The sequence below is a fragment of the Curtobacterium sp. VKM Ac-1395 genome (assembly GCF_015350975.1).
GTDB lineage: Bacteria > Actinomycetota > Actinomycetes > Actinomycetales > Microbacteriaceae > Curtobacterium.
The window spans coordinates 892,310-918,166 of record NZ_JADKRX010000001.1 but is presented as its reverse complement, the minus strand read 5'-3'; the positions used below and the strand labels follow the sequence as shown (position 1 = coordinate 918,166).

General features: G+C 72.2%; 23 protein-coding genes. 14 read left to right on the top strand and 9 right to left on the bottom strand.

Annotated elements, in window-relative coordinates:
• The first annotated feature begins 14 nt into the window (after positions 1-14).
• The gene (locus ITJ68_RS04570; protein ID WP_194660107.1) at positions 15-266 is read left to right on the top strand and encodes a hypothetical protein; all 252 of its coding nucleotides are present in this window, start codon (positions 15-17) and stop codon (positions 264-266) included.
• Here the strand turns inward: ITJ68_RS04570 and ITJ68_RS04565 are convergent.
• From ITJ68_RS04565 to ITJ68_RS04555, 3 genes are all read right to left on the bottom strand, one after another.
• The gene (locus tag ITJ68_RS04565; RefSeq protein WP_194660106.1) at positions 263-3,400 is read right to left on the bottom strand and encodes an efflux RND transporter permease subunit; all 3,138 of its coding nucleotides are present in this window, start codon (positions 3,398-3,400) and stop codon (positions 263-265) included. The genes ITJ68_RS04570 and ITJ68_RS04565 overlap by 4 nt on opposite strands.
• Positions 3,401-3,486: 86 nt before the next feature.
• Positions 3,487-4,134, bottom strand: coding sequence for a DUF6518 family protein (locus ITJ68_RS04560; protein WP_194660105.1), 648 nt, complete (start codon positions 4,132-4,134; stop codon positions 3,487-3,489).
• 83 nt (positions 4,135-4,217) lie between these two features.
• Positions 4,218-5,660 (bottom strand): PLP-dependent aminotransferase family protein, encoded by a 1,443-nt coding sequence (locus ITJ68_RS04555; RefSeq protein ID WP_194660104.1) that lies wholly within the window; start codon positions 5,658-5,660, stop codon positions 4,218-4,220.
• A 61-nt stretch (positions 5,661-5,721) separates the two neighbouring features.
• Here ITJ68_RS04555 and ITJ68_RS04550 point away from each other — a divergent pair, with 61 nt between their 5' ends.
• From ITJ68_RS04550 to ITJ68_RS04520, 7 genes are all read left to right on the top strand, one after another.
• The gene (locus ITJ68_RS04550) at positions 5,722-6,396 is read left to right on the top strand and encodes a YczE/YyaS/YitT family protein (RefSeq protein ID WP_228504464.1); all 675 of its coding nucleotides are present in this window, start codon (positions 5,722-5,724) and stop codon (positions 6,394-6,396) included.
• A gap of 115 nt (positions 6,397-6,511) precedes the next feature.
• Positions 6,512-7,492 (top strand): DUF4097 family beta strand repeat-containing protein, encoded by a 981-nt coding sequence (locus ITJ68_RS04545; protein WP_194660103.1) that lies wholly within the window; start codon positions 6,512-6,514, stop codon positions 7,490-7,492.
• Positions 7,489-8,061, top strand: coding sequence for a PadR family transcriptional regulator (locus ITJ68_RS04540; RefSeq protein ID WP_194627648.1), 573 nt, complete (start codon positions 7,489-7,491; stop codon positions 8,059-8,061). Before ITJ68_RS04545 ends, ITJ68_RS04540 begins: the two co-directional genes overlap by 4 nt.
• Before the next feature lie 139 nt (positions 8,062-8,200).
• Entirely contained in the window at positions 8,201-10,414 is a 2,214-nt protein-coding gene (locus ITJ68_RS04535; RefSeq protein WP_194660102.1) for an APC family permease, read from the top strand.
• Between the two features lie 30 nt (positions 10,415-10,444).
• Positions 10,445-11,221 carry a hypothetical protein gene (locus ITJ68_RS04530; protein WP_194660101.1) on the top strand — a complete coding sequence of 259 codons (777 nt, stop codon included), beginning with the start codon at positions 10,445-10,447 and terminating at the stop codon, positions 11,219-11,221.
• Positions 11,222-11,277: 56 nt separating this feature from the next.
• Entirely contained in the window at positions 11,278-11,589 is a 312-nt protein-coding gene (locus ITJ68_RS04525) for a DUF3072 domain-containing protein (RefSeq protein ID WP_194660100.1), read from the top strand.
• Between the two features lie 165 nt (positions 11,590-11,754).
• Entirely contained in the window at positions 11,755-12,195 is a 441-nt protein-coding gene (locus tag ITJ68_RS04520; RefSeq protein ID WP_194660099.1) for a DoxX family protein, read from the top strand.
• Positions 12,196-12,306: 111 nt separating this feature from the next.
• On the opposite strand, the gene ITJ68_RS04515 is transcribed toward ITJ68_RS04520, so the two are convergent.
• A complete protein-coding gene (locus ITJ68_RS04515; RefSeq protein ID WP_194660098.1) occupies positions 12,307-13,419 on the bottom strand; it encodes an NAD(P)-binding domain-containing protein in 1,113 nt (370 codons plus the stop codon).
• A gap of 162 nt (positions 13,420-13,581) precedes the next feature.
• Between ITJ68_RS04515 and ITJ68_RS04510 the strand changes: the two genes are divergently transcribed.
• Positions 13,582-13,800 carry a DUF3073 domain-containing protein gene (locus tag ITJ68_RS04510; RefSeq protein ID WP_194660097.1) on the top strand — a complete coding sequence of 73 codons (219 nt, stop codon included), beginning with the start codon at positions 13,582-13,584 and terminating at the stop codon, positions 13,798-13,800.
• Positions 13,801-13,985: 185 nt separating this feature from the next.
• On the opposite strand, the gene purM is transcribed toward ITJ68_RS04510, so the two are convergent.
• Complete coding sequence (gene purM / locus ITJ68_RS04505) at positions 13,986-15,080, bottom strand: phosphoribosylformylglycinamidine cyclo-ligase (RefSeq protein WP_194660096.1); 1,095 nt, start codon at positions 15,078-15,080, stop codon at positions 13,986-13,988.
• Positions 15,081-15,151: 71 nt separating this feature from the next.
• Here purM and purF point away from each other — a divergent pair, with 71 nt between their 5' ends.
• Complete coding sequence (purF, locus tag ITJ68_RS04500) at positions 15,152-16,609, top strand: amidophosphoribosyltransferase (protein WP_194660095.1); 1,458 nt, start codon at positions 15,152-15,154, stop codon at positions 16,607-16,609.
• A gap of 103 nt (positions 16,610-16,712) precedes the next feature.
• Here purF and ITJ68_RS04495 read toward each other — a convergent pair whose 3' ends face one another.
• Positions 16,713-17,108, bottom strand: coding sequence for a hypothetical protein (locus ITJ68_RS04495; RefSeq protein WP_194660094.1), 396 nt, complete (start codon positions 17,106-17,108; stop codon positions 16,713-16,715).
• Between the two features lie 121 nt (positions 17,109-17,229).
• On the opposite strand from ITJ68_RS04495, the gene ITJ68_RS04490 reads away from it, so the two are divergent.
• The gene (locus ITJ68_RS04490) at positions 17,230-19,794 is read left to right on the top strand and encodes a helix-turn-helix transcriptional regulator (protein WP_194660093.1); all 2,565 of its coding nucleotides are present in this window, start codon (positions 17,230-17,232) and stop codon (positions 19,792-19,794) included.
• A 288-nt stretch (positions 19,795-20,082) separates the two neighbouring features.
• Here ITJ68_RS04490 and ITJ68_RS04485 read toward each other — a convergent pair whose 3' ends face one another.
• Positions 20,083-20,460 (bottom strand): sterol carrier family protein, encoded by a 378-nt coding sequence (locus ITJ68_RS04485; protein WP_194660092.1) that lies wholly within the window; start codon positions 20,458-20,460, stop codon positions 20,083-20,085.
• A gap of 57 nt (positions 20,461-20,517) precedes the next feature.
• Here ITJ68_RS04485 and purD point away from each other — a divergent pair, with 57 nt between their 5' ends.
• Both purD and ITJ68_RS04475 read left to right on the top strand, forming a co-directional pair.
• Positions 20,518-21,786: a phosphoribosylamine--glycine ligase gene (gene purD, locus ITJ68_RS04480; RefSeq protein ID WP_194660091.1), complete on the top strand. Its 1,269-nt coding sequence runs from the start codon at positions 20,518-20,520 to the stop codon at positions 21,784-21,786.
• Entirely contained in the window at positions 21,783-22,661 is an 879-nt protein-coding gene (locus tag ITJ68_RS04475) for a phosphoribosylaminoimidazolesuccinocarboxamide synthase (RefSeq protein ID WP_194660090.1), read from the top strand. Before purD ends, ITJ68_RS04475 begins: the two co-directional genes overlap by 4 nt.
• 517 nt (positions 22,662-23,178) lie before the next feature.
• Here the strand turns inward: ITJ68_RS04475 and ITJ68_RS04470 are convergent.
• On the bottom strand, positions 23,179-24,381 hold the full coding sequence (locus ITJ68_RS04470; protein WP_194660089.1) for a PP2C family protein-serine/threonine phosphatase: 1,203 nt from the start codon (positions 24,379-24,381) through the stop codon (positions 23,179-23,181).
• A 107-nt stretch (positions 24,382-24,488) separates the two neighbouring features.
• On the opposite strand from ITJ68_RS04470, the gene ITJ68_RS04465 reads away from it, so the two are divergent.
• Positions 24,489-24,809: a hypothetical protein gene (locus ITJ68_RS04465; RefSeq protein ID WP_194660088.1), complete on the top strand. Its 321-nt coding sequence runs from the start codon at positions 24,489-24,491 to the stop codon at positions 24,807-24,809.
• Positions 24,810-24,829: 20 nt separating this feature from the next.
• On the opposite strand, the gene ITJ68_RS04460 is transcribed toward ITJ68_RS04465, so the two are convergent.
• Positions 24,830-25,699 carry a helix-turn-helix transcriptional regulator gene (locus ITJ68_RS04460; RefSeq protein WP_194660087.1) on the bottom strand — a complete coding sequence of 290 codons (870 nt, stop codon included), beginning with the start codon at positions 25,697-25,699 and terminating at the stop codon, positions 24,830-24,832.
• Positions 25,700-25,857: the final 158 nt, after the last annotated feature.

Below are 25,857 nucleotides of genomic sequence, written 5' to 3'. Positions count from 1 at the left end.
ACGAGACTTCCCGGGTGACCGACACCTCGACCCTCCTCGTCCGCCCTGCCGTCTCCTGGCAGCACCGCTCGCTCGCCACCACCGCGGCAGAGCTGCTGCTCGGGCTGTCGTTCATGGTGACCGTGGCCTTCGCGGGCTGGGGTGCGGCGACCGGACACTCCTCGCCGGTGGCACAGCTCGGCGCCGTCGTGTTCCTCGTGACGTTGACCGTCGTCCTGGTGAACTGGTTCACGCAGCTCGAGGTCGAGGACGCCGAGGCGCGCTAGCCCTCGGTCCGGCCGGCTCGGCGGTCACTGCGCCGCTCGAGCATCCGTTCCACCAGGAAGTACAGCGCCGGCAGCACGATGAGCGTCAGCAGCGTCGAGGACACCAGCCCGCCGATCACCACGAGCGCGAGCGGCTGCGAGATGAAGCCGCCCTTCCCGGTGACCCCGATCGCCATCGGCATCAGCGCGAAGATCGTCGCGAGCGCGGTCATCAGGATCGGTCGGAGTCGTCGTGTGGCGCCCTCCACCAGGGCCTCGCGCACGCGGAGCCCTCGGCGTCGGTACTGGTTCACGAGGTCGATGAGCACGATCGCGTTCGTCACGACGATGCCGACGAGCATGAGCACGCCGATGAGCGACGCCACCCCGAGCGGGATGCCCGACACGAGCTGCAGCAGGATCGCCCCCGTCGCCGCGAACGGCACGGACACGAGCAGCAACACCGGCTGGTACAGGTTGCGGAACGTCGCGACCATGACCACGTAGACGATCAGGATCGCCACCAGCGCCGCGAGCAGCAGCTGGCTGAACGCCGACGACTGGCTCGACGCGACGCCGCCGATCGACGCGGATGCGCCCTTCGGCAGGTCCAGCTGGTCCACCGCCGCGGTCACGGACTGCACCGCCGCACCGAGGTTCGCCGAGTCCGGGGTCACCGTGATGGTTGCAGTGCGGACCGCGTCGGTCGTGGTGACCGTCGTCGGTCCGTCCGCGCGCTCGACCGTCGCGACGTCGGACAACGGGACGGGACCCGTCGCCGTCGGCACGGAGAGTGACCGCAGCGCCTCGATCGTCGTGGGCGGTTCCGGGTCGGCGATGTAGACGTCGAGGGTGGCGTCCTCGATCTCGACGGAGCCGGTGTCGCGCGGCGACACCGACGCGGCGACGAGTCCGCCGACCTGGGTCTCGGTGAGCCCGAGCTCGGCGGCCTTCGCGCGGTCGACCCGCACGGCCAGGTAGGGCTCGGCCGCGGACAGGTTGCTCGACGCGCCGGTGGTGTCGTCCAGGCCCCGCATGGTCGACAGCACCTGGCCTGCCGCCGTCTTGAGCTGCGCCTGGGTCGGCGCCGTGACGTCGACCTCGATGTCGCTGCTGCCACCGAACGCGCCGCCGGCCGAGGAGAGTGCGACGTCGCCGGCGCCCTTGAGCCCGTCGAGGCGCTTGCGGGTGTCGGACTGGATCCGGGTCTGGTCGGCGCCGGAGGTCGTGGTGACCGCGTACTGGATCGATGCCGACCCGCCGCCGCCGAACGCGGCCTGGATCGACTGCCCGCTCGACCCGATCGTGGTCTGGACGGTCTCGACGCCGTCGACCGCGCGCAGTTCGCGCTCGACCTTCCGGGCTGCGTCCGACTGGACGTCGAGCGAGGTGCCCGGCTCGAGGTCCTGCGTGACCGTGAACGTGTTCTGGCCGGAGTCGCCGAGGTAGTTCGTCTTCACGAACGGCAGCGCGGCGGCCGTCCCGCCGAGGACCAGCACGGCGAGGAGGACGACGACCCACGGGAACCGCAGCACCCAGTGCAGCACCGGCTGGTACCCGCGCCGGAGCCGGTCAGGAGCACCGGCGTCGTGCAGGTCGTCCGCGCTGCTGAGTGTGGTGCTCCTGGCAGACGTCGACGTGGGCGCAGCCGCCCCCGCGTGCTTGTGGCTCTTCGGCGCACGGAGGAACCAGTACGCCAGCACCGGCACGATCGTCAGCGAGACGAGCAGTGACGCCACCAGGGCCATCGACACGGTGAGCGCGAACGGCCGGAAGAGCTCACCCACGAGCTCGGCGACGAACGCCACCGGCAGGAACACCACGACGGTCGTCACGGTGGACGCCGTCACGGCGCCGGCGACCTCGCGCACGCCGTCGAGCACGGCCTGGCGCCGGTCGACCCCGGGTTGCAGGTGCCGCTTGATGTTCTCGATCACGACGATGGAGTCGTCCACCACGCGGCCGATCGCGATCGTCAGCGCGGCGAGCGTGATGATGTTGAGCGTGTACCCGGCGGCCCGCATGCCGATCGCCGCGAGCAGCACCGAGACCGGGATCGAGATCGCGGTCACGAGGGTGGACCGCCACGACAGCAGGAACACCAGGATCACGACCACGGCGAACCCGAGCCCGAGCAGGCCCTCTTCCGCCAGGGAGTCGATCGACTGCTGGATGTAGGGCGCCTGGTCGAACACGACCGTGATCTTCGGGTCCCCGGTGATCTTCGACTCGATGCCGGGCAGGGCGTCACGGACCGTCGTGGAGACGTCCACCGTGTTGGCCTGCTGGGTCTTGGTGATCGCGATGGTCAGTGCCTGTTCACCGTCCACGCGGCTGATCGACGTGCGCGGGGACTCCTTGATCGCGACCGTCGCGACGTCCCCGAGCGTGGTCGCCTCGGGGGCACCGGTCACGTCCTTGCCGCCGGTCAGGGGCAGGGCTGCGATGTCGGCGGTCGACGCGATGCGCTCACCGGTCTGCACCGAGAGCGTCGAGCCGTCCTGCGTCAGGCTGCCGCCGGGGATGAGCGTGCCGTTGTCGTCGAGGGCGTCGGAGATGGCGGTCTCGGACAGGCCCCTGGCAGTGAGCTCGTCGCGGTCGGGGGTGATCACCACGCGACGGCCCGGGTTGCCGAAGACGTCGGCCTCGCGCACGCCGTCGAGCTTCTCGATGTCCGGGATCGCCGTCGCGTTCAGGCGGTCGACGAGCTGCTCCTGGTCGCCCTCGGCGGACACGGCCAGCTGGAGCACTGGCAGGTCGTCGAAGGACCCGGTGACGATCTGCGTCTGCACGGAGTCCGGCAGCGAGAGGGCGTTGACGACGGTCTGGATCTTGTCCTCGGCGCTGGCGAGGTTGGACCCGTAGTCGAACTCGGCGGAGACGACGCTCTGCCCGGTCGACGACGTCGCGGACGTGGACTTGAGGTCGGGCACCGCCTGGATGCCCTGCTCGATCTTCGTGGAGACGTCGTTCGACACGACCTGTGGCGTCGCGCCCGGGTAGGCGCTGACGATCGCGATCTGTGGGAACTGGACGCTCGGGATGAGCTCCTGCTTGAGGCTGGTGAGCGCGATCCCGCCGAACACCGCGACGACGACGGTCACGAGCGCGATGAGCGCGCGGTTCCGCAGGCTGAAGACCGAGAGGAGGTGCACCCTCCGATCCTCGCAGGCAGGGCTGACAGCGGACGGATCAGCACCGTTGCCGGATCAGCAGCGGCGGCGAACCAGCAGCAGCCGCGTCAGCTCACCAGGACGTACGCACCGAGCACCCCGACGGTCCCGAGCACGCCGCACCCGAGCGCCACGACCCGTCCCACCGGTGTCCGCGCGACCACGACCCCGACGAGCAGCACGGCCGCCCCGACGACGATCTCGACGACCCACGTCGCCACACCCGTGGTCTCGGCGACCTGGAGCAGGCAGCGGATGCCCTCACCGACGAGCACGGCGGCGGTCACCCCGAAGGCGGCTCCACGCCAGCGGCCGTCCCGGGAGCGGACGGCGACGGCCACGGCTCCGGCGAGCGCCCCGGCGGGGAAGCCCATCAGCACCCAGAAGCTCGTGATGGACAGCACGTCCGGGAACCCGCGCAGGTTGGAGGCCGCCCAGTACCCGACGTGCAGGAGCTCGAGCAGGACGATGCCGGTCACCATCGCCACGGGCAGCCCGACCCGTCCATTACGCACCCGCATGACGAGCAGCAGCGCGACGGCGACGATGAACCAGGGTCCGGCCGAGTTGGCGACGCTCGACAGCCCGGTGACGCCCTGGCCGTAGGACGTGAGCACCCCCGCGAGCAGCGCCCCGCCGAACGCCATCGAGACCCGGGCGGCCACGGGCACGGCCGGGATCGCGGGGACGGAGCTGCTCGCGCTGATCGGTGTCATGCGCCCAGCATCGCGGGCCGGTGGAGCGCCGTCGTCCCACCAGGGAGCCAGCCGGGTCCACCGACAGGATGACCCCGCCCGCCTCACACCACCGCGGCCAACGACCCCCGCGCCCCGGCAGACGCCCCGCCGACCCGACCCCACGCCCGCTCGAGCACGTCGACCATCCGCACCCGGTCCGCGGGCGGCATCGTGAACGGCACCCGGAGGAACCGCTCGAACCCACCGTCCGGCCCGAACACCCCGCCGGACGCCAGCACCACGCCCTCGGCCCGCGCGGCGAGCACCAGCGCGCTGGACACCGGCCGACCGAGCCCGACCCACGTCGTCAACCCGCCCGCCGGCGACGGCACGTCCCACTCCGGCAGTCGCGTGCGCAACGCCCCCACGACCTCGTCGCGACCCTGCCTGAGGGCGGTGCGCCGAGCCTCCAGGACGGCCTCGGTCCGCGGGACCAGCTCGCGCGCGACCAGCTGGTCGAGCACCGGCGTGCCCAGGTCGCCCGTCGGGCGGGCGAGCAGCAGGCGCTGCAGCAGCGCCGGTGCCGCGCGGATCCAGCCGATCCGCAGCCCGCCCCAGAACAGCTTGGCAGCGGACCCGATCATCACGACGTCCTCGCTCAGCGTGGCCAGGGGCACGGCGGCAGGTCCGTCGATCCGCAGCTCCCCCATCGTCTCGTCGGCGATCACCGTCGTCCCCACGGAGGCGGCGACGTCGACCAGGAGCGCGCGGACCTCGGCCGACATGGTCGCGCCGGTCGGGTTGTGCAGCTCCGGCATCACGTACGCGACCGCCGGGGCCGAGCGCCGCAGCGCCGTCTCGAGCACCCCGGTGTCCCATCCGCCGCGGGCGTCGACGGGCACGCCGACGAGTCGGCCGCCGGCCTCGCGGAAGGCCTCGTGCGCGTGCGGGTACGTCGGCGACTCCACGAGCACGCCGTCCCCCCGTCGGACGAGGACCCGCGCCAGGAGTGCGATCGCGTGCTGCGCTCCGATGGTCACGATCACCTGGTCGGAGGATGTCGGCAGGCCTCGATCCGTGTAGCGCGATGCGATGGCCGCACGGAGGCCCGGGTCGCCGACGGTGTCGTACCCGATCCCGGCGAGCGCCGCCGGGACGTGCCGCATCGCCCGTTCGACGGCGTCCCCGACCCCGGGAGCCGCGTGCATGGCGGCCTTCCGCAGGTCGAGCACGTCCCCCGCGACGACACCGCCGAGTCGTTCCGGGTCCGGCCGCCCCGCCAGGTCCGCCGGCAGCCGCACGACGCTGCCGGACCCACGGAGGGAGACGAGGAAGCCGTCCTCGCGCAGCCGGGCGTACGCGTTCGCGACGGTCGTCCGTGAGACCCCGAGCGCCTCCGCCAGTCCGCGTTCCGCGGGCAGTCGCGCCCCGAGCGGCACCCGGCCGTCGATGACGAGGACCCGGACGGCGTCAGCGAGCGCCTCGTACGCCGTGGCGTCGGAGTCGGTGCGCCACTCGCTGAGCAGCAGGGCGGCGGAGCGGGCGCTGAGGAGGACCGGGGTCATGGGGACCACGCTAGCGAGATTGGCTCTCGACGGGCAGTCCAATCGAAGGGAGCATCAGATCATGTCGCGCCCGACCTCCCTCACGCTCCGGACCCTGCAGCTGCTCGTCGGCCTGTTCCTCTACGGCGCCTCGACCGCCCTGCAGGTCCGTGCGGTCGTCGGCGTCTCGTCGTGGACCGTCCTGACCGAGGGGCTGGAGCACGTGGTGCCGTGGTCGTTCGGCCTCATCACCGTCGTGTCGAGCGGCGTCATCCTGCTGTTCTGGATCCCGCTCCGCCAGAAGCCCGGGGTCGGGACGCTGCTCAACGCCCTGCTGATCGGCCCCGCCGCCGACCTGGTCCTGTGGCTCGTGCCGTCGCCCGACGGCCTGGTCGCGCGGATCGGGCTCTTCGTCGCCGGCCTGGTCCTGCTGGCCGTGGCGACCGCGTTCTACATCGGCGCCGGCTTCGGCACGGGAGCGCGCGACGGGCTGATGGTCGGCCTGCACCAGCGGCTCGGCTGGCCGATCTGGCTCGCCCGCACCCTGATCGAGGTCGCCGTGGTGATCGTCGGCTGGTTCCTGGGCGGGGACGTCGGTGCCGGCACGGTGGTCGCCGCGTTCGCCATCGGCCCGATGGTCCAGCCGATGATGCCGGTCTTCCGCCGCTTCCCGTGGAGTCCCGAGCGGTCGGGTCACGTCCCACCCGGCCAGGAGGCCCGCCCCACCCCCGCCCCGGAGCCCACGCCCGCCCCGTGACGGGGCGCCCGCCCCCATGCCAGCGTCGAGGGAGGGAGGAGGGGTGGCGGGAGTCCAGACTCGCGATGTATCGTGACTCCCACAACGCGATACATCGCGAGTTCGAGGAGGCAACATGGCACAGGAGAAGTGGCTCGTCGAGGAGCCCAAGGTCATCGACACCGGCATCGTCCGGTCCGTGCGCGTCGGACTCGTGGGCGGACAGGTCGACGTCGTCGCACACGACGAGCCGACCGCACGCGTCGAGGTGCACAGCGTGTCGGGCAAGCCGCTCAAGATCGAGCTCGACGGCGACACGCTCACCGTCGACCACCCGCAGATCCGCTGGGACGACCCGATCGGCTTCCTGCGGTCCTTCCGTGGCTCGGCCCGCGCGGACGTCAGCATCCTGGTGCCCCGCGACGCCGGTGTCACCCTCGGGGTCGTCTCCGCGGGTGCACTGCTCTCGGGCACGAACCGCGGCGCGACGCTGAACACCGTCTCCGGTGACCTGGTCGTCGACGGCGTGGCCGGTGACGTCACCGTGAACGCGGTGAACGGCTCCACCACGATCCACGACCTCGACGGCGCCCTCACGGTGCACACGGTGTCGGGCGACGTCGTCGCGACCGGCGAGATCCCGCGCTTCTCGGCGGACGGCGTCTCGGCAGACGTCGTGCTCGACCTGCGCGGCACCCCTGACGCCGCCAAGGTGAACACGGTGTCCGGCTCGGTGAGCGTCCGGCTCGAGGACGGTGTGCCCTTCCGCTGCACCGTCAGCACGGCGACCGGCAAGCTGCAGTTCGACGACGCCGAGATCAACGGCGTGCGCGGCTCGTACGTCAAGCAGGGCGGCGAGCTCTCCGGGCAGTGGCTCGACCTCAAGGTGAACTCGGTCTCCGGCGACATCGCGGTGCTGCACGCGCCGCCGGCTGCCCCGACGACACAGACGACGACGCCCCCGACGACGGCGTACACCGCGCCCGACTCCGCGACGGACGCACACGGCACCACCGGCACGCACGGCACCACCGACGAGACCGAGGCACCCGCCCACGGGACCGGTACTGCCCCCGTCGACCCGACCACGACCGACGAGACCGAGGCACCCGCATGAGCCCCGTCTTCGCCCACGGCCAGCTGCGCCTGTACCTCCTCGTCCTGCTCGCCGACCACCCGATGCACGGGTACGAGGTCATCCAGGCCCTCGGCGAGCGCTTCGGCGGCACGTACGTCCCGAGCGCCGGCACCGTCTACCCGCGCCTGGCCAAGCTCGAGGACGAGGGCCTGGTCTCGAAGACCGTCGACGGCCGCAAGACCGTCTACGCGATCACCGAGGCCGGCCGCGCCGAGCTCACCGCCCGCGCCGACGAGATCGCCGACGTCGAGTCCGGTGTGAACGACTCCGTGCGGTCGTTGGCCGACGGCGTCCGCGCCTCGGTCGGTGACGCGATGCGCTCGCTCCGCGCCGACCTCGCCGCGTCCGCACAGGGCGCCAGCACCGAGGAACCGACGTCCGTCCCCTCGGAGAGCGCGCGGGTCCTCCGCGAGCTCGAGATGGCCCTGTCGTCGTTCCGGCAGCAGGTCCGCGCCGACCTGCGTCGTCGCGCCACCCGCGGCACGCTCGGCGCCGACACCGTGACGCGCCTGCGCGACGGCCTGGAGGCCCTGCGCCGGTCGCTCTGACCGCTCGCGCCGGCGGGACGGGAGCGACCACGGCCTCCCGTCCGCCGGCACGGCCGGCCCGCCACATCAGCGCGTGGACCGGACCATCGCTTCCCTGTCCGTCCGCACAGTGTTGACTCGCGCGCGGATGTGAGTAGGTTTGCCGCTCGTGACGAACGAGATCCGGTCGCTGAAGTCGCGGCTGATCGGGGATCCGCTCCCCTCCGAGAAGCTCGAGGGACAGCTCCTCCCGAAGCACCTCGCGCTCCCCATCTTCGCGAGCGACCCCCTCTCCTCGGTGGCGTACGCCCCGCAGGAGCTGCTGATGATCCTGCTGCTCGGCGGGATGGCGTTCCTCACCTTCGCGCCGTGGGTCGCTGCGCTCGTCGTGCTCTTGCTCGTCGTCGTGGTCGCGTCCTACCGCCAGCTCATCAAGGCGTACCCGTCCGGCGGCGGTGACTACGAGGTCGCGCACCGGAACCTCGGCGAGAAGGCCGGGCTCGTCGTGGCCAGCGCCCTGCTCGTCGACTACGTCATGACCGTGGCGGTGTCGGTGGCATCGGGCGTGGACAACATCATCTCCGCGCTGCCGATGCTGAACCCCTTCCGCGTCGAGCTCGCGCTCGTCTTCGTCGTGCTGCTCGCGGCGGCGAACCTGCGGGGCGTCCGGGAGTCGAGCAAGGCCTTCGCCGTCCCGACCTACCTGTTCGTGGCCAGCGTCTTCGTGATGGTCGTCACCGGCCTGGTCCGGGTCGCCGCGGGCCACCCTCCCGTCGCGGAGTCGGCCGGGTACACGGTGCAGAACGTCGAGCACACCACGCAGGCGGCGTTCATCCTGCTGCTCCTCCGCGCGTTCGCGTCCGGCTGCTCGGCGCTGACCGGTGTCGAGGCGATCGCGAACGGCGTGCAGGCCTTCCGCCGACCCAAGGTGCGGAACGCCCAGGCGACCCTGGTGGCCATGGGCGGCATCGCGATCGTCCTGTTCATCGGGCTCATCACGCTCGCGCTCGTGTCCCGGGTGCACTACGCCGAACGGGCCTGCGACCTGGTGGGCTTCGCGAACTGCGCGACGACGCCACAGCGCTCCCTGATCGCGCAGATCGCGGCGGCCACGTTCGGGGACAACTCCGTGCTGTTCTTCGTGATCCAGGCGACGACGGCCGCGGTGCTGCTCCTGGCGGCGAACACCGCGTTCAACGGGTTCCCGCTGCTCGGCTCGATCCTGGCGCGGGACTCCTACGCCCCGAAGGCCCTGTCGACGCGCGGCGACCGGCTCATCTACTCGAACGGCGTCATCGTGCTGGCGCTCGTCGCGGCCGCGCTGCTGGTGGTCTACCGGGCGAACGTGACGAGCCTCATCCAGCTCTACATCATCGGCGTCTTCGTGTCGTTCACGCTCGGCCAGACGGGCATGGTCGTGCACTGGACCAGGCTGCTCCGCGCCGACCGGGACGGCACCGCGTCCGAGCCCGTGCACCGCGGCCAGGTCGTGCGGTCGCGGACGATCAACGCGATCGGGGCGACGTTCACCCTGGTCGTCCTGGTCATCGTCACGATCACGAAGTTCACGCACGGCGCCTGGCTGGTGTTCCTCATCATGCCGGTGCTCTACGTGCTGATGCTCGGCGTGAACCGCTACTACCGTGACGTCAAGCACGAGGTCGAGGCCGACGTCGAGACCCAGTTCGGCGCGACCGGCGACCACGCGATCGTCCTGGTGAACAAGCTGCAGAAGCCGGTGCTCAAGGCGCTCGACTACGCCATCGCGGCGAAGCACGCCGGGCTCGAGGCCGTGCACGTGGCCATCGACGACGCCGACGCCGCACACCTCCGCCAGCAGTGGGCCGAGCACGGCATCGAGGTCCCGCTGACGATCGTCCCGAGCCCGTACCGCGACATCTCGATGCCGCTCATCTCCTACATCAAGGCGCACCGGGCAGCGCACGGGTCCGAGGTCGTCACGGTCTACACGCCGATCTTCGTCGTCGGACACTGGTGGGAGGGCCTGCTGCACAACCACCGCGGCCGTCGGATCCGGCGGAAGCTGCTGCTCGTGCACGGGGTGACCGTCGCCCTGGTGCCGTGGCTCCTGGACTCCTCGGAGCTGCTCTACGGCCGTCGCTCGCGCCCGTTCCCCGGGCAGGACCGCCGCGGTGAGCCCGTGCGACCCCCGCTCCGCCGGTCGCCGAACGGTGTCTTCCGCAGTGAAGAGGAGGACCGCATCCTCCGATCGGCCCAGCGGAACAGCCTGCAGTCGCGCCGTGCGACCCGACCGGCCGGCCCCGCCGAGGGTGTCGACCCGGCCCTCTGCACCGGCGAGATCCGTGCCCTGGTGGCGGCGTCCGCCGCGCGCAGGCCGACGTCCTCGGAGTGAGCCGAGCCTCCCGGAATACGATGTGACCCCATGACCAACGCTCCCGAACTGCGCACCTGGGCGACGTTCGACGGCCACGGCGGCAAGGTGTCGAAGCGCGTCGAGGTCCTCGACCACGCCGACGACCGGTACGAGGGCCTCGTCGCCGTCCGCGGCGAGCACCCGCTCGGTGCGCTCGACGAACGCGCCGTCGACGACGACGCCGAACTGGCGCGCGGCGTCGCGAGCATCGGCTGGGTCGACCCGGCCACCCTCCGCGACTGGTACCGGCCCGACCGGGTCGTCGTGCCCCTCGTCGAAGCCCGCCGCTCCGGCCTGGAGCCCGGTGTCTACGCCGACACCCGCGGACGCGGTCGCGTCCGGATCGACAGCCAGGAGGCCCACCTCGGCTCCGACGGTCGGCCCGCCTTCCGCGCACTGGCCGCGTCCGGCGTCGTGGACGCACCGCTGCCGAAGGACCAGGTGGTCCGGCTGGTCACGGTCACCGCCGACGCCTCGACGTCGACCGGGGCCGCCGGCCTCGAGATCGTCACGACGCCGATCAGCCCGCTGCTGGCGCCCGGCACCTACCCGGCATTCGCGGACGACGTGCCCGGGCTGCCGCCGCGCACACCCTCCGGTCGGGTGGAAGTCCGTGCGACGGTGCTCCTCGACGGCTCCCTGCACCCGGTCGAACGCCTCGACGAGCCGGGCAACACGCTCTGGGTCACGCGGGACGGGCGGTCGGTGCCGCTCGCGGCGAACGAGGTCGGCCCGGACCTGGTGCGGTACACGAGCGTGCCGGTGGACGAGTCGGGCGCCGCGTAGCGCCTTCCGGCCCGCGGACCGTCGGGTGTCAGTGGGTGCGGCGTAGCGTCCGTGCCATGACCGACGCATCCTCCTCCCCGTCCCCTTCCGAGTCCTCCACCGACGGCGAGACCCTCGGCGGGGCCCGTCCCGACCCCTCCACCACCGCGAGCAAGGACCCGGAGCAGTGGGTCACCGGCGACGAGCCCATGACCGGCCCGCAGCGCAGCTACCTCGACACCCTGGCTCGTGAGGCCGGCGAGGAGCTCTCCGCCGACCTGACCAAGGCCGAGGCGTCCGAGCACATCGACCGCCTGCAGCACCAGACCGGCCGCGGCACCCCCGACGGCGAGGCCTCGGACTCCGGCACGATCGGCGCCACGTCCTGACCCGACGCTGACCCCGTCGCCCCGTGCGACGTCGGCCACCCCGTACGAGCCGCTGTGCTCGCTCGGGGTGGCCGTTCCCGTTCCGCCTGGGCATGCCCTGGACATGTCGGGCGAGAACCCCCGACAGCTCGGATGCGTGACACGTCACCTCGTACGGTCGTGGCCATGCGAACGACATCGACATCCATCGGCCTGATCGTCCTCCGCGTCGTCCTCGGGGTGGTCTTCATCGCCCACGGAGCCCAGAAGGTCGGGCAGGGCATCCCCGCCGTGGCCTCGGGCTTCTCCGGCATGGGCGTCCCGTTCGCCGAGGTCGCAGCGCCGCTGGTCGCCGGGCTCGAGCTCGTCGGCGGTGCGCTCCTGGTGCTCGGGGTCGCGACGCGGGTCGTCGCGGCGCTGCTCGCGGTCGACATGGTGGTCGCGGGGGTGCTGGCACACGGTGACGCCGGGTTCTTCGCGCAGCAGGGCGGCTTCGAGTTCGTGCTCGTGCTGGCCGCCGGCGCGCTCGCGGTCGCGTTGACCGGGCCCGGGCGGTTCTCCCTCGACGCGGTCGTGCTGCGTGCGCGTCGCCGCCGCGGTGGCGTCGAGGAGCCCCTGGCCGCGTAGGGCCGCGCAAGTGGGGCGGCTCGGTGCGAGGTCATGCACCTCGTGCGGGGCTGTCGGCGCGCACCGGGTGTGCGACCTCGCACGGGCCGGAGGACCTCGCACGGTGCGGGGTCAGGACGCGTCGAGCGCTGCCACCACCTGGCGGGCGATCCGCCGACCGGCCCGGTTCGCCCCGATCGTCGACGCCTGCGGACCGTACCCGGCGAGGAAGAGCCGGGGTTCGTCCTCCGAGCGCCCGTCGGCCACGACCACGCCGCCCTTCGCCGTCCGCAGGTGCAGGGGTGCCAGGTGCCGCAGGTCGGCGCGGAAGCCCGTGGCCCAGATGACCGCGTCGGCGTGCACGTGCTCGCCGTCAGCGGTCACCACGCCGTGCTCGTCGAACCGCACGAACACCGGCTCGTCCCGGAGCACCCCACGGTCCAGGCCAGCCCGGATGCGCCGCGACACCGGGACACCGGTGCCGCTGACGATGCTCGGCAGGACCTCGCCGGCACGCGCTGCCCGGTCCTGTTCCTCGACCGCCGCCACCGCGGACTCGACGTCGAGCGCGGATCCGTCGGACCAGACGACCGGGCGCCGGGTGAACCACCGCGTGGACCGGGCGACCCCGTCGAGCTCGAGCAGGAACCCGATCGCGCTGGTGCCGCCCCCGACGACCACGACGTCCTGCCCGGCGAACTCGGCCGCCGACCGGTACTCGGTGGTGTCGACCTGCCGCCCGCCGAACACGTCGCGCCCCGGGTACCAGGGGACGAAGGGTGCGCCCCAGGTGCCCGACGCGTTGACCACGACGTCGGCCAGGATCCGCGCGACCCGTCCGTCCGCACCCCGTGTCGACACGCACAGTCCGGATCCCGCGCGCTCAACGCTCGTCACCTGCACCGGACGCCGCACCCGCAGGTCGTGGTGCTGCTCGAAGCGGCGGTAGTACTCACCGACGACGTCACGCGCGGGTCGGGCACGGTCGGCGTCGTCGAACCGCAGGCCCATCTCGTGCATGCCGGGAAGGTCGTGCACGCGGTGTGCCGCGCCGAGGCGGAGGGCCTCCCAGCGGAACTGCCACGCGCCGCCGGTGCTCGGTGCCCGGTCGAGGACGACCAAGTCCGTCCCGGCCGTCAGCCCGAGTCGCTGCAGGTGCCAGGCGACCGACAGACCGGCCTGTCCCGCACCGATCACCACCACCCGGGCGTGCTGGTCGTCGAGGGTCGGTGTCTGGTCTGTCATCACTTCCGATTCTGCTGGATGCGCAACGCCCGTGGGGCAGGTCCAGATAGGGCTACATGGTAGAGTGATCGGCAGATTTCCAACCACGAACCGTTCGGATTCACCGGGTGACACTCCGCTCCCGACAGACCGGACACGAGCCGACACACGAGGGGGTCACGCATGGGGCGCGGCCGTCAGAAGGCAAAGCACACCAAGGTCGCTCGGGAGCTGAAGTACTTCAGCCCTGAGACGAACTACGGTGCACTCGAACGCGAGCTGTCCACTGGGCAGAACGACGGCGAGGACTACGAGGACCGCTGGGCGGACCAGTACGGTCCAGAGCCGTTGGACGACGACGACGAGCTCGAGACCCAGCAGGACCAGAACAAGTCCGCCTGAGTTCGACTCGACGACGACGCCGCGCAGCCCCTGGGCAGCGCGGCGTTTCCGTGTGCGCGGACGACCGCGCCGCGCTCGGACCCGCCGATCCCCGACTCACGACGACATCGTCGGTGTCGTACGACCTCGACGATGTCGTTCCGAGTCGGCAACGGCCATGCAGCGCCGCGCGCAGCGCCGGGGCGTCAGCCCGCGTACGCCCCGGTCAGCCGCACGGCCCCGCCGTCGACGCCCTTGGCGCCCTGCTCGAAGCCGTCGAGCGCCCTCGAGGACGTCGACACCGCACCGACCGACCACGACGCCATCCCGGCAGCGCCGAGCGACGCGATGACCTCGTCCGCCCGGGACGCCGCCACGACGGCGAACATGCCGATGCCGAGGTTCCAGGTGCCCTCGGTGTCCTCGATCGGGGTGCCGGCCATCTCGGCGAGCACCCGGAAGACGGGCAGGGGCTCCCACGTGGCGCGGTCGACCTCGACCCAGGAGCCGACGGGCAGCACGCGCGCCAGGTTCGCCGCGATGCCACCACCGGTCACGTGCGAGAGCGAGTGCACGGCGCCGGGGAAGGCGTCGAGCAGCGACAGGAGCGGCGTCGTGTAGAGGCGCGTCGGCTCGAGCAGGGCTTCTCCCACCAGGCCGCCGAACTCGGGCAGCGAGTCCGTGTACCCGACGCCGCGCTGCCCCAGGATGTGGCGCACGAGCGAGAACCCGTTCGAGTGCAGGCCGGAGGACGCGATCGCCACGACGACGTCGCCGTCCTTGACCAGGTGTGCGCCGAGCTGCGACGAGGCCTCGACCGCACCCACCGCAGCACCGGCGACGTCGTAGTCGTCGGGCCCGAGGAGCCCGGGGTGCTCGGCCGTCTCGCCGCCGACCAGGGCCGTGCCCGTGTCGGCACAGCCACGGGCGATCCCGGCGACGATGTCCGCGATCCGTGCGGGCACGACGCGGCCGCAGGCGATGTAGTCCGTCATGAACATCGGCTTCGCACCGACCACGACGATGTCGTCGACGACCATGCCGACGAGGTCCTGGCCGATGGTGTCGTGCTTGTCGATCGCCTGCGCGATCGCGACCTTCGTGCCGACGCCGTCCGTGGACGTGGCGAGCAGCGGTCGTGAGAAGTCCTTCAGGAACGACACGTCGTAGAGCCCGGCGAACCCGCCGACACCGCCGAGCACGGACGCGTTGTGCGTCGCCGAGACGGCGGACTTCATGAGCTCGACGGCCAGGTCACCGGCAGCGGTGTCGACGCCGGCCTCGGCGTAGGGGTTGGGCATACGTCGTCCTCCGCGGGGCATGGCAGACTTGTTCGGTACCACCCGATCCTACGGTCTGGAGCACTCCGCGCATGTGCGGCATCGTCGGCCTCGTCAATCAGGGGCCAGCAAACCAATCCATCTACGACGCACTGCTCCTCCTGCAACACCGGGGACAGGACTCGACGGGCATCGCCACGGTCGAGGGGCACATCCACCACATGCACAAGACCCGTGGTCACGTGCGCGAGGCCTTCCGCACCCGTGACATGCGGGCCCTGCTCGGCACGATGGGCCTCGGCCACGTGCGGTACGCCACCAAGGGCACCGCGAGCAACGAGGAAGAAGCCCAGCCGTTCTACGTGAACGCGCCGTACGGCATCGTCCTCGTGCACAACGGCAACCTGACGAACACGCGGGAACTGACGCGCGAGCTGTTCGACATCGACCGTCGGCACCTCAACACCAGCTCGGACACCGAGCTGCTCGTCAACGTCCTGGCGCACGAGCTGCAGGGCCAGGTGCGCGGCCGCGAGCTCGACGCCGGGCAGGTGTTCGACGCCGTCGAGCGCGTGCACGAGCGCGTCGAGGGCTCCTACGCCGCCATCGCCACGATCGCGGGCCACGGGCTGCTGGCCTTCCGCGACCCGTTCGGCATCCGCCCGCTCATCCTCGGACACCGCTTCAGCGACGCCGGCGGCTCCGAGTGGGTCGTGGCGTCCGAGTCGCTCGTGCTCGAGTCGGGCGGGTACGACATCGTCCGCGACGTCGCCCCGGGCGAGGCCGTCTTCATCGAGATGGACGGCACGATGCACGCCCGTCAGTGCGCCAAGAACCCGCGCCTGGTGCCGTGCTCGTTCGAGTACGTCTACCTGGCCCGTCCGGACTCCGTCATGAACGGCATCTCCGTGTACGACGCCCGCCTGCGGCTCGGCAACCGCCTGGCGGACACGATCGAGCAGTACGCCCCCACCGGCGACATCGACGTCGTCATGCCGATCCCGGACTCCTCACGCCCCGCAGCGATGCAGGTCGCGCAGAAGCTCGGCATCGAGTACCGCGAGGGCTTCTACAAGAACCGCTACGTCGGCCGGACGTTCATCATGCCCGGGCAGGCGGAGCGCAAACGCTCGGTGCGCCAGAAGCTCAACGCGATGTCGTCGGAGTTCAAGGGGAAGAACATCCTCATCGTCGACGACTCGATCGTGCGCGGCACGACGAGCAAGGAGATCGTGGAGATGGCCAGGGCCGCCGGTGCGAACGAGGTCACCTTCACCTCCGCCGCTCCCCCGGTCCGGTTCCCGCACGTCTACGGCATCAACATGCCGACGCGGCAGGAGCTCATCGCGCACGACCGCAAGATCCCGGAGATCAACCGGGTGCTCGGCAGCGACCACCTGATCTACCAGGAGATCGGCGACATGCGGGACGCCATCATCGAGGGCTCCGACGTCACCGACCTCGAGATGAGCTGCTTCACCGGCGAGTACGTCACCGGCACGGTCAGCCCCGAGTACCTGTCCTGGGTCGAGGCCAACCAGCTCAGCTGAGCGCGGTCCTGGTCGCGACCAGGACGACGGACGGGAGGCACGGTGCCAGCTGGCACCGTGCCTCCCGTCCGTGCAGGGCCGGCCACGACGTGACCGGGAGCGGTCAGCGCGGCTGGTCGCCGCGGTCGTCGATCTCGCCCTCGACCGTCTCGGGGGGCAGGTCGACGGCGATGCGCTCCGCCGTGAGGCGGGCGGCACGGCGGGCGAGCACGAGGTCCAGGACCACGGCGACGACGGCGCCGACCGCCATGCCGATGGTGACGCCCCAGAGGCCGAAGTAGCCGACCAGACCGCTGAAGCCGACGGTCTCGGTCTTGTCACCGCGGTCGATGTCCATCGTCGCCGCGATGACGATGATCGTGACGAGGAAGCCGAGCAGGGCACCGCCGACGATGAAGACACCGAACTTGGGCGCGCGCCGGATGGTGACCTCGTCCGAGGTCGAAGCGGTGTCGGGTGCGGGCGCGGCAGCGTCGTCAGGGTGGTCGGTGGTGCTCACGGTCCCATTGTCCCCCACCTTGGGACGTGTCGGGGCCTCACGACGGAGGCGGATCCGGGGGATGATGGTTCCGTACCGCTTGGTATCCGGAACGTGGGGGTGACGCAGGATGACCGGACCGATGCTGCCGGAACACCGGCGCAGCGCCGTGCCCGCGCGGATCGCCTGGCCCGTCATGCAGCGCCGTGAAGAGGACCGGGCCGTCGCCGTCGTCGCCGAGCACGGCACGAGCGTCGCCCTGGTGGGGGCGCCCGGACTCGGGAAGAGCACCTCCGCGGCCCGCGTGACCGACCGCGTCGCCCGCCGGGACAGCGCCGACCGGACACTCGTCGTGCCGATCACCGCCGTGGCCGGCGGCGCCACGATGCCGTTCAGCGCCGTCTCCGAACAGCTCGGCGACCTGCCCGCGGAGCTGCTCGCCGACCAGGCCGGTGCCGAGCAGCGACTCCGCGAGGCCGCGGACGTCGTCGACCGCGACCTGCTGCTCCGGGTCGACGACGCCGACCACCTCGACGCGATCTCCGCCAGGTACGTCGCCTGGCTCGTCCGGAACCAGGGCGCACGGCTCGTGCTGACGTGCCGGGACTTCACAGCCCTCGCCGAGCCGCTGCGCTCGCTATGGCAGGACGACCTGCTCGAGCGGATCGACCTCGGACCGCTCGACCTCAACGACACCGCGACGCTCATCGGCAACGCCCTCGGGGCACCGCTCGAGTCGGCGTCCGTGGAACGCGTGCACCGGGCGACCGAGGGCAACCCGCTCTACCTGCGCGAGGTCGTGCGGGCCGCGCTGGCCTCCGGTGACCTCGACCACACGGCGTCCGGCTGGTACTGGCGCGGACGCATCACCGCGTCGAACAGCCTCGCCGACATGTACCGGACGGAACTCGGCGCGCTGCCGGAGGACCTGCGCGACGTCGTCGACATCGTGGCACTCGCCGACCCGATCCCGCTGTCCCGACTGCTCGGGCTCGTCGGCGGCGGGGACGTCGACCGGGTCGTCGCGCTCGGCCTCGTGCGGATCGACTCGCTCGCCGACGGCGCCCCGATCGTGCGGCCGTCGCACCCCCTGGTCGGCGAGGTCGTCCGGTCACTCGTGCCCGTGGCCCGGCGGACGACGCTGTTCGCCCGCGCCAACGCCTTCCGCACCGACCACCCCGCCGGTGCCGTCCCGGCCGCGCGGCTCCGAGCCGCGCTCTGGGCGATCGAGTGCGGAGTGCTGCCGCCGGTGCCGCAGCTGCTCGACGCCGCGCAGGTGGCCGGTCGACTGCAGGAGCACGAGAGCGCCGTCGCCCTGAGCTCGGCCGCGCTCCGAGCGGACCTCAGCGCCGCCCAGCGGGTCGGCGCGCACTGCCTGCGCTCCCTGGCCCGCGGGTACAGCGCCGGGCGGGAAGCCGGCCGCGCCGACGCCGAGGCCGCGTGGGAGATCGCCAGGACCCGCCACGACGAGGTCCCCGACGCCGCGGTCATCGAGGCCTGCGAGACCCTGGCCAACATCCGGCAGTTCCACGACGACGACGTGCAGGCCGCCGTCGCCCTCACCGACACCGCCACCGCGTTCGTCGGGCCGGAGGGCGTCGAGCGCCTGCGCCTGCTGCGCCTGGCACACCTCGGCTGGGGCGGCGACTTCACCGGTGTCCGCGCCGAGGTCGAGCGCTCGGGCATCGTCGACGCCCCCACCGTGCCGATGTCGTTCCTCTGCGTCGCACCGTGCGCCGTGATGGCCCTGGCGACGGGCGGACGACTCGAGGACGCCATGACCCTCGGGCGGGCGGCCCTCGCGACCGCGACCGTGCACGTCGAGGAAGCCCCGTGGAGCGTCGGCGAGCTCCTGTCCGTCATGCACCAGGTCCAGGTCTGGCGGGGCGACTACGCCGACCTCATCACGCAGATCTCGGTCAAGCGGTCCAGCCCGTTCCTGAAGTACGACTTCACCCTCGAACTCATCGGCGTCGGCAACCTGGCGATCGGGCAGCGACGGTGGGACGACGCCGTCACCGCGTTCTCGGCGGCGTGCGAGCGCTACGCGGTGGCCGACCACGGCGGGTTCGGTGCGTACCCCTGGGCACGGCTGGCGATGGCGCTGGCGTCCGCCGGTCGTGCCGAGGAGGCCGGCGTCGCGCTCGAGCGCGCGCGGAGCGTCCCCCCGCGGGCCATGCGGATCACCGGCGAGCAGATCGCCATCTCGATCGCCTGGGCCGAGACCGCGCTCGGCAACCCCGCCGGCGTGCAGCACGCGCAGCAGGTCATCGAGCGGGCCACCGCCGGGGGTGCCTGGACGAGCGTGATGTTCGGCGAGGTCCTGCTGTACGCGAACGACCTCATGAACGGGCGGGACCCGGCCGCGTCGATCGGACGGCTTCGCGCTGCTGTCGACCGTGTCGACGGGCCGATGGCGGCGGCCGTGCGGGAGTACGCCGACGCGGTGCTCGCCGGGGACGGCACGAGGACCATCGCCGCACAGGGGGCACTCGCCGCGCGGGGCCTGTACGTCACCGCGCAGCGCTCGCGCCCACCGCTGAGCCGTCGCGAGTACGAGGTCGCGGAGCTCGCCGCCGAGGGCCTCTCGAACCGGTCCATCGCAGAGCAGCTCGGCCTGTCCGTCCGGACGATCGACGCGCACATGTCCCGGATCTTCGCGAAGTGGGACCTGCACGCACGGTCGGAGCTCGCCGACCTGGTCTGAGGCCCGCTCCGCCCCACCGGCGGCTGGTGGTCCGCGGGCGGGGACGGGAGCGCTCCATCGACAACCGGGCGCGACAGAATCCGCAATCGGGTTGCGGAATGCAGCACGCCACGCCGGATGGTTGACACGGAGCGACGGTTGTCGCGTACCGTGGGCGATGTCGCCGGGTTCGGACCCGTTCGGGTCGGGTCCGAATCCCGGCGACTTCTACGGTACGACTGCGGTAGCACCTGCCACATCGGTAGGCACTACCTAATTCGATCCCCCCGGGTACCGGGAGCGCGGTCGTCAGTCGACGGGGCCGAGGCCGTGCGTCCGCACGGGCAGGAACGACGCCAGGTCCGCTCGGGAACCAGAGGCGCTGACGCGCACGGCGGCGGTCGGGTCGTCCCAGCGGAGCGTCCCCGTCGCGAGCGCGATCCACGTCGCCGCGTCCGTCTCGATGACGTTCGGCGGGGTCCCACGGGTGTGGCGGGGTCCGGGCACGGCCTGCACGGCGGCGAACGGCGGCACGCGGACCTCGACGCTGTTGCCCGGCACGTCCTCGGCGAGACGCTGGAGCGTCCACCGCACGGCCATGGCGACGAGCGGCCGTTCCGTCGCACCCTCGACGACGGCGCGCAGTGCGGCTGCGCCCTCGGCATCGTCGATCGTCCTCCCCGGCATCTCCACAGGCTAGCCGGTGCACCCCAGCGGAACGCCGTGGCTCGGTAGGGTGATCGGGTGCGAATCCTCGTCCTCGGTTCCGGTGCCCGCGAGCACGCGATCATCACGGCGCTCCTGGCGGAGCAGGCCGGTCACGTCATCACGGCCGCGCCCGGCAACGCCGGCATCGCCGCCGACGTCGAGACCGTGTCACTCGACCCCACGAACGGTCCGCTCGTCGCCGAGTACGCGCTCGAGAACGGCGTCGAACTCGTCGTCGTCGGGCCCGAAGCGCCGCTGATCGCCGGCGTCGCCGACCCCCTCCGGACCCGCGGCATCCCGGTGTTCGGGCCGAGCAAGGCCGCCGCCGCGCTCGAGGGCTCGAAGGCCTTCGCCAAGCGCATCATGGCCGAGGCCTCGGTCCCCACCGGCCGTCCCCTCTCCGCCGGCACGCTGGACGAAGCGGTCGCCGCCATCGACGAACTCGGCGCACCGTACGTCGTGAAGGCCGACGGGCTCGCGGCGGGCAAGGGCGTCCTCGTGACCGACGACCGCCAGGCCGCCGTGGACCACGCCACCTACTGGCTGCAGCACGGCCCCGTCGTGGTGGAGGAGTTCCTCGACGGCGAAGAGGTCTCGCTGTTCTTCCTCAGCGATGGCCACGACGTCCGCGCGCTCAGCCCCGCACAGGACTACAAGCGCCTCGGCGACGGCGACCTCGGCCCGAACACCGGCGGGATGGGGGCCTACTCCCCCCTGCCCTGGCTCGCCGACCGCTGGGGCTCCGAGCAGGCCTTCGTCGACGAGGTCACCGACCTGGTGGCGCTGCCCACCGTCCGCCGCCTGGAGCACGAGGGCACCCCCTTCGTCGGGCTCCTCTACTGCGGGCTGATCGTGACCGAGCAGGGCGTGCGGGTCATCGAGTTCAACGCCCGCTTCGGCGACCCGGAGACCCAGGTCGTGCTCCCCCGCCTGGCCACCCCGCTCAGCGCACTCCTGCTCGCGGCAGCCGGCGGGCAGCTCGGCGGCACCCCCGCGCCGGCGTTCCACGACCAGGTCGCGGTGACCGTCGTCCTGGCGAGCGAGGGCTACCCGGAGAACCCGAAGACCGGTCGCCCGATCAGCGGCGTCGACACCGCGAACGCGCGCGAGGGCGTGTCGGTCCTGCACGCGGCCACCGGCCTGCTCGACGGCGAGCTCGTCGCGACGGGCGGCCGCGTGCTCAGCGTCGTCGCGACCGGGTCCGACTTCACCGAAGCCAGGGACCGCGCCTACGCCGGCCTGCACGACATCACCCTGCCGGGTGCCCAGTTCCGCACCGACATCGCCACGAAGGTCGTCCGATGAACGCCGCACCCCGGATTGACGGCTGGAAGCACGTCTCGTCCGGCAAGGTCCGCGAGCTCTACGTCCCGGCCACCACGGCGAACGTCGCCGGTGCCACCGAGCTGCTCCTCGTGGCGTCGGACCGCGTCAGTGCCTACGACTTCGCGCTCGAGCCGCCGATCCCGGGCAAGGGCGAGCTCCTGACGCGCCTGTCCCGCTTCTGGTTCACCCAGCTCGGTGACGTCCCGAACCACCTGCTCCGCCCCTCCGCCACCACGACCCCGGTGCCGGACGAGGTCGCCACCCGGTCCATGCACGTGATGCCGCTGCGGATGTTCCCGGTCGAATGCGTCGTGCGCGGGTACCTCTCGGGCAGCGGGTGGGCCGAGTACCAGGAGTCCGGCAGCGTCTGTGGCGTGCCGCTCCCCGCCGGGCTCTCCGACGGCGACCGACTCCCCGAGCCGATCTACACGCCCGCGTACAAGGCGCCGCAGGGCGAGCACGACGAGAACATCTCGTTCGAGCGCACCGAGGAACTCGTCGGGGCGGACGTCGCTGCGACGCTCCGCGACCTCTCGCTGCACGTGTACTCGGAAGCGGCGGCGATCGCCCTGCAGCGCGGGGTCATCATCGCGGACACGAAGTTCGAGTTCGGGCACGACACCCACGGGCAGATCCGCATCGGGGACGAGGTCCTGACGAGCGACTCCAGCCGGTACTGGGACGCGTCCTCCTACGAGGCCGGCAACCGCACGGACTCGTTCGACAAGCAGATCGTGCGGAACTGGCTCAGCGCGCACTGGGACCGTCAGGGCACGCCGCCGGTGCTGCCCGACGAGATCGTCGAGCGGACGGCTGCCCGGTACCGCGAGCTCATCGAGCGCCTCGGCGCCTGACGCCGGAGCCGTGCGGCGACCGGCGGCGTCGCCGTCGCCGCCGCGGTCGCGGTCGCGGTCGCGGTCGCGTCGAGTGGTCACGACGCCCCGCTCACGTCCGCCGACTGGTCACGTCCTGTCGGTTCACGCTCCCGCACGCGACAGACGGCGACCACTCGCCGTCGCGCAGCGACAGGACGTGACCGCTCGGCGACCCGGCGCCGTCGCGCAGCGACGGAACCCGACCACTCGGCACCCCGGGCGCCGTCGCGCAGCGACGGAACCCGGCCACTCGCCGTCGCGCAGCGACGGAACCCCACCCCTCGGCGGGTGACAGTGCGGCCCTGAGCCGGCACCGCGCCGGACTGGAGGCACGGCGCACGTCGTGAGCACAGCCTCCAGTCCGACGGTGGCCAGCCACAGGACGGTCGCACCGTGCGCGCGGTCTCCGCCGGTGCGGGGTTCCGCACCCGGTGCGCCGCACTGACGGCGCACCGAGCGACCGACGCGGCACCAGAGCACCGCAGCCCCTGCCGCGTCAGCCCTCGCGCGCGATGACCACGACCGTCAGGTCGTCACCCGGGTCGTGCGTGCGGGCCCGGGCGCGGATGCGCTCCAGGAAGGACGCGGTGTCCGTGGCCTTGCGGTACAGGCCACCCAGCCGCGAGAGCGACGCGAGCGTGGAGTCCCACAGTTCGAGCGCACCGTCGCTGACCACGATGAGGGTGTCGCCCGGCTCGAGCACCAGGGAGCCGGTGGTCCGAGGCAGCCCGACGGGGTGCAGGCCGAGCGGCAGGTCCAGTGACCGGTGGATGGTCTCGGTGCCGTCGGCGTGCAGCTGCAGCACGAGACCGTGTCCGGCGTCGACGTAGTCGAGGTGCCCGGTCGCCGGGTCGAGGCGCCCGTGGAAGAACGTGGCGAAGGACTCGGCCCGGCTGAGCTCGGGCGCGACCTGGCGTTCGAGTGCTGCGACGGCGGCGGCGGGCTGCTCGTCGCCGCGGGCGAGGACGGCACCGCGGATGCCGGCGCCCAGGAGTCCGGCCGACATGCCCTTGCCCATCACGTCGGACACGGTCACGACGAGGGCGTCGCCGGACCGGTGCCAGTCGTGGAAGTCGCCGGAGACGACGCCGTGCGGGACGGACATGCCGTCGACGAGGTACCCGGGCACGTCGACGGGGCCCGGCTCGAGTCCGGTGAGCACCGAGCGCAGGCGGTCCTCGTCGGCGCCGGCGGCGAGCTCGCGCTCTGCCCACGTGCCGAGTTCGTGGAGCAGGGCGACGTCGTCGGGGCTGAGCGTGCGCGGCTGCTGGTCGATGAGGCACAGGGTGCCGACCTTGACGGCGTCGGAGCCGAGCCGCAGCGGGACGCCGGCGTAGAAGCGCACGTTCGGGTCGCCGGTCACCATCGGCAGGTCGCGGAACCGCGCGTCGACGAGGGCGTCGGGGACGAGCACGGCGCCCGGTTCGGCCATGGTCCGGCCGCAGAAGGTGTCCTGCAGCGGGATGGGGCCGCTGAAGACCTCGTCGCTCTGCTGCGACTTGATGAGGAGGTGGTCCTCGTTCGCGAGGTTGAGGAAGGAGCCGGAGACGCCGAAGGCCTCGCGTGCGATGCGGGTGATCCGCTCGAAGCGTTCCTCGGTCCCACCCTGCGCGACGTCGAGGGCGGCGAGGAGCGCAGCCCGCTTCACCGCGTCCGGACGAGACGTCGGTTGCACGCTCGTTCCGGTCCCGACTGTCATGCCTCCACGCTAGCGCGCCAACCGGACATCGCCTGTCCCCCCATCAGAGGACTCCTGGCCCCAGTAGGCGGGTCAACCGGGCCGGGTCGCCGTCGTAGGCTTGTCACGTGATCCGTCGCTCTGCCACCGTGCTCGTCGTCGCCCTCGTGGCGGCGCTGACGCTGTCCGGCTGTGGCGCCCAGGACTCCACCGGCCGCATCACCGTCACGGTGTCGCAGAACGAGGCCGAGCACCAGTACCGCGTCGAGGTCCTCATCCCGAACGGGCGCACCGCGGCGCAGCAGCGCGCGTTCCCCGGGGACACCTTGCGCTTCGCGGGCATCGCCGTGGGCAAGGTGACGGTCCGTGCGAACGACCTCTGCACGCAGACGGCGATGATCGAGAGCGGCAAGGTGACCGACGTCACGCTGACCTCGATCGGCTGCTGAGTCCGGAGAAACTGCTCGCCTCAGTCCCGGTGACTTCGGCCTGGGCCGGCTCGCTCGACCGTCTCGTGCGGGCTCTCCCCGAACCGCTCGCGGTAGCTCGCCGCGAACCGGCCGAGGTGCATGAACTGCCACCGCCTGGCGACGTCCTGCACGGTGACCACCACGCGGGCCGGTCGCGCCTGGAGCTCCAGGTGCACGCGGTCCAGACGGACCTCGCGCAGGTACCGCATCGGCGTCACGTCGAGTGTCCGGCGGAACAGGTCCTGCACCCCGCGCTCGCTGAGCCCGGCGGCGTCGGCGATGTCCCCGACGGTGATGTCGTCCGCCGCCTGGTCGTGCACGAACCGGACGGCTCGCCGCAGCCGGTTCTCCACGTCCGCCCGGGAGCGCGTGAACGTCGAGAGCACGACCTTGGCCACCCGGCGGTTCACGCTCTGGCGGTCCGACTCGGGCAGGTCGGGGTCGAGGATCTGCGCGGTCACCTCGCGCAGCAGCGCTCGCAGCGGCTCGAGTCGGATGTCCGAGGCCTCGGGCTGGACGAACTCCCACGGATCGCCGGCGGCGCCGTCGTCGGAGGTCCGTGCGGCCACGGCGTCGAGGAACGACGGCGTGAGGTGCAGCAGGGTCATCCGGGTGGCATCGGTGTCGAACGCGTACGCGACCGGGGCCGAGAGCATCACCGGCCGGCCGGGTCCGACCTCCCACCGGTCACCGGTGTCGGCGGTCACGACGGCGTGCCCGTCCGACAGCCAGAACAGCACGTGGGCGGGACGGGGTCCGATCGTGCCGGTCTGCGGTCCGTTCGTCCCGATCCGGTGCAGGGAGACGTCGTCGTCCCCGCCCGTGCGGTACTCGAACGGCGCCGCCGCCGCTCCCTCGGTCTCCGCCACGCGAGAACGGTACCGCGACGTGAGGGTCTGTCCCTGGTGGCTCGCGCCCGCGCGTCGCGGCTGCAGGTCGTCGCGACGTCGCGTCGGCTCGTCGTCGCGACGTCGCGACGTCCGTTCGTCGCAGCTGCCGGGAGGCTCGGGGCCGCTTCCCAGGACGA

Excerpts from the sequence above, each read along its gene's own strand:
- ITJ68_RS04560 (WP_194660105.1), bottom strand. The coding sequence starts at position 4,134 with ATGACACCGATCAGCGCGAGCAGCTCCGTCCCCGCGATCCCGGCCGTG.
- ITJ68_RS04555 (WP_194660104.1), bottom strand. The coding sequence starts at position 5,660 with ATGACCCCGGTCCTCCTCAGCGCCCGCTCCGCCGCCCTGCTGCTCAGC.
- ITJ68_RS04550 (WP_228504464.1), top strand. The coding sequence starts at position 5,722 with ATGTCGCGCCCGACCTCCCTCACGCTCCGGACCCTGCAGCTGCTCGTC.
- ITJ68_RS04545 (WP_194660103.1), top strand. The coding sequence starts at position 6,512 with ATGGCACAGGAGAAGTGGCTCGTCGAGGAGCCCAAGGTCATCGACACC.
- ITJ68_RS04540 (WP_194627648.1), top strand. The coding sequence starts at position 7,489 with ATGAGCCCCGTCTTCGCCCACGGCCAGCTGCGCCTGTACCTCCTCGTC.
- ITJ68_RS04530 (WP_194660101.1), top strand. The coding sequence starts at position 10,445 with ATGACCAACGCTCCCGAACTGCGCACCTGGGCGACGTTCGACGGCCAC.
- ITJ68_RS04525 (WP_194660100.1), top strand. The coding sequence starts at position 11,278 with ATGACCGACGCATCCTCCTCCCCGTCCCCTTCCGAGTCCTCCACCGAC.
- ITJ68_RS04520 (WP_194660099.1), top strand. The coding sequence starts at position 11,755 with ATGCGAACGACATCGACATCCATCGGCCTGATCGTCCTCCGCGTCGTC.
- ITJ68_RS04515 (WP_194660098.1), bottom strand. The coding sequence starts at position 13,419 with ATGACAGACCAGACACCGACCCTCGACGACCAGCACGCCCGGGTGGTG.
- ITJ68_RS04510 (WP_194660097.1), top strand. The coding sequence starts at position 13,582 with ATGGGGCGCGGCCGTCAGAAGGCAAAGCACACCAAGGTCGCTCGGGAG.
- purM (WP_194660096.1), bottom strand. The coding sequence starts at position 15,080 with ATGCCCAACCCCTACGCCGAGGCCGGCGTCGACACCGCTGCCGGTGAC.
- purF (WP_194660095.1), top strand. The coding sequence starts at position 15,152 with ATGTGCGGCATCGTCGGCCTCGTCAATCAGGGGCCAGCAAACCAATCC.
- ITJ68_RS04490 (WP_194660093.1), top strand. The coding sequence starts at position 17,230 with ATGCTGCCGGAACACCGGCGCAGCGCCGTGCCCGCGCGGATCGCCTGG.
- ITJ68_RS04485 (WP_194660092.1), bottom strand. The coding sequence starts at position 20,460 with ATGCCGGGGAGGACGATCGACGATGCCGAGGGCGCAGCCGCACTGCGC.
- ITJ68_RS04475 (WP_194660090.1), top strand. The coding sequence starts at position 21,783 with ATGAACGCCGCACCCCGGATTGACGGCTGGAAGCACGTCTCGTCCGGC.
- ITJ68_RS04470 (WP_194660089.1), bottom strand. The coding sequence starts at position 24,381 with ATGACAGTCGGGACCGGAACGAGCGTGCAACCGACGTCTCGTCCGGAC.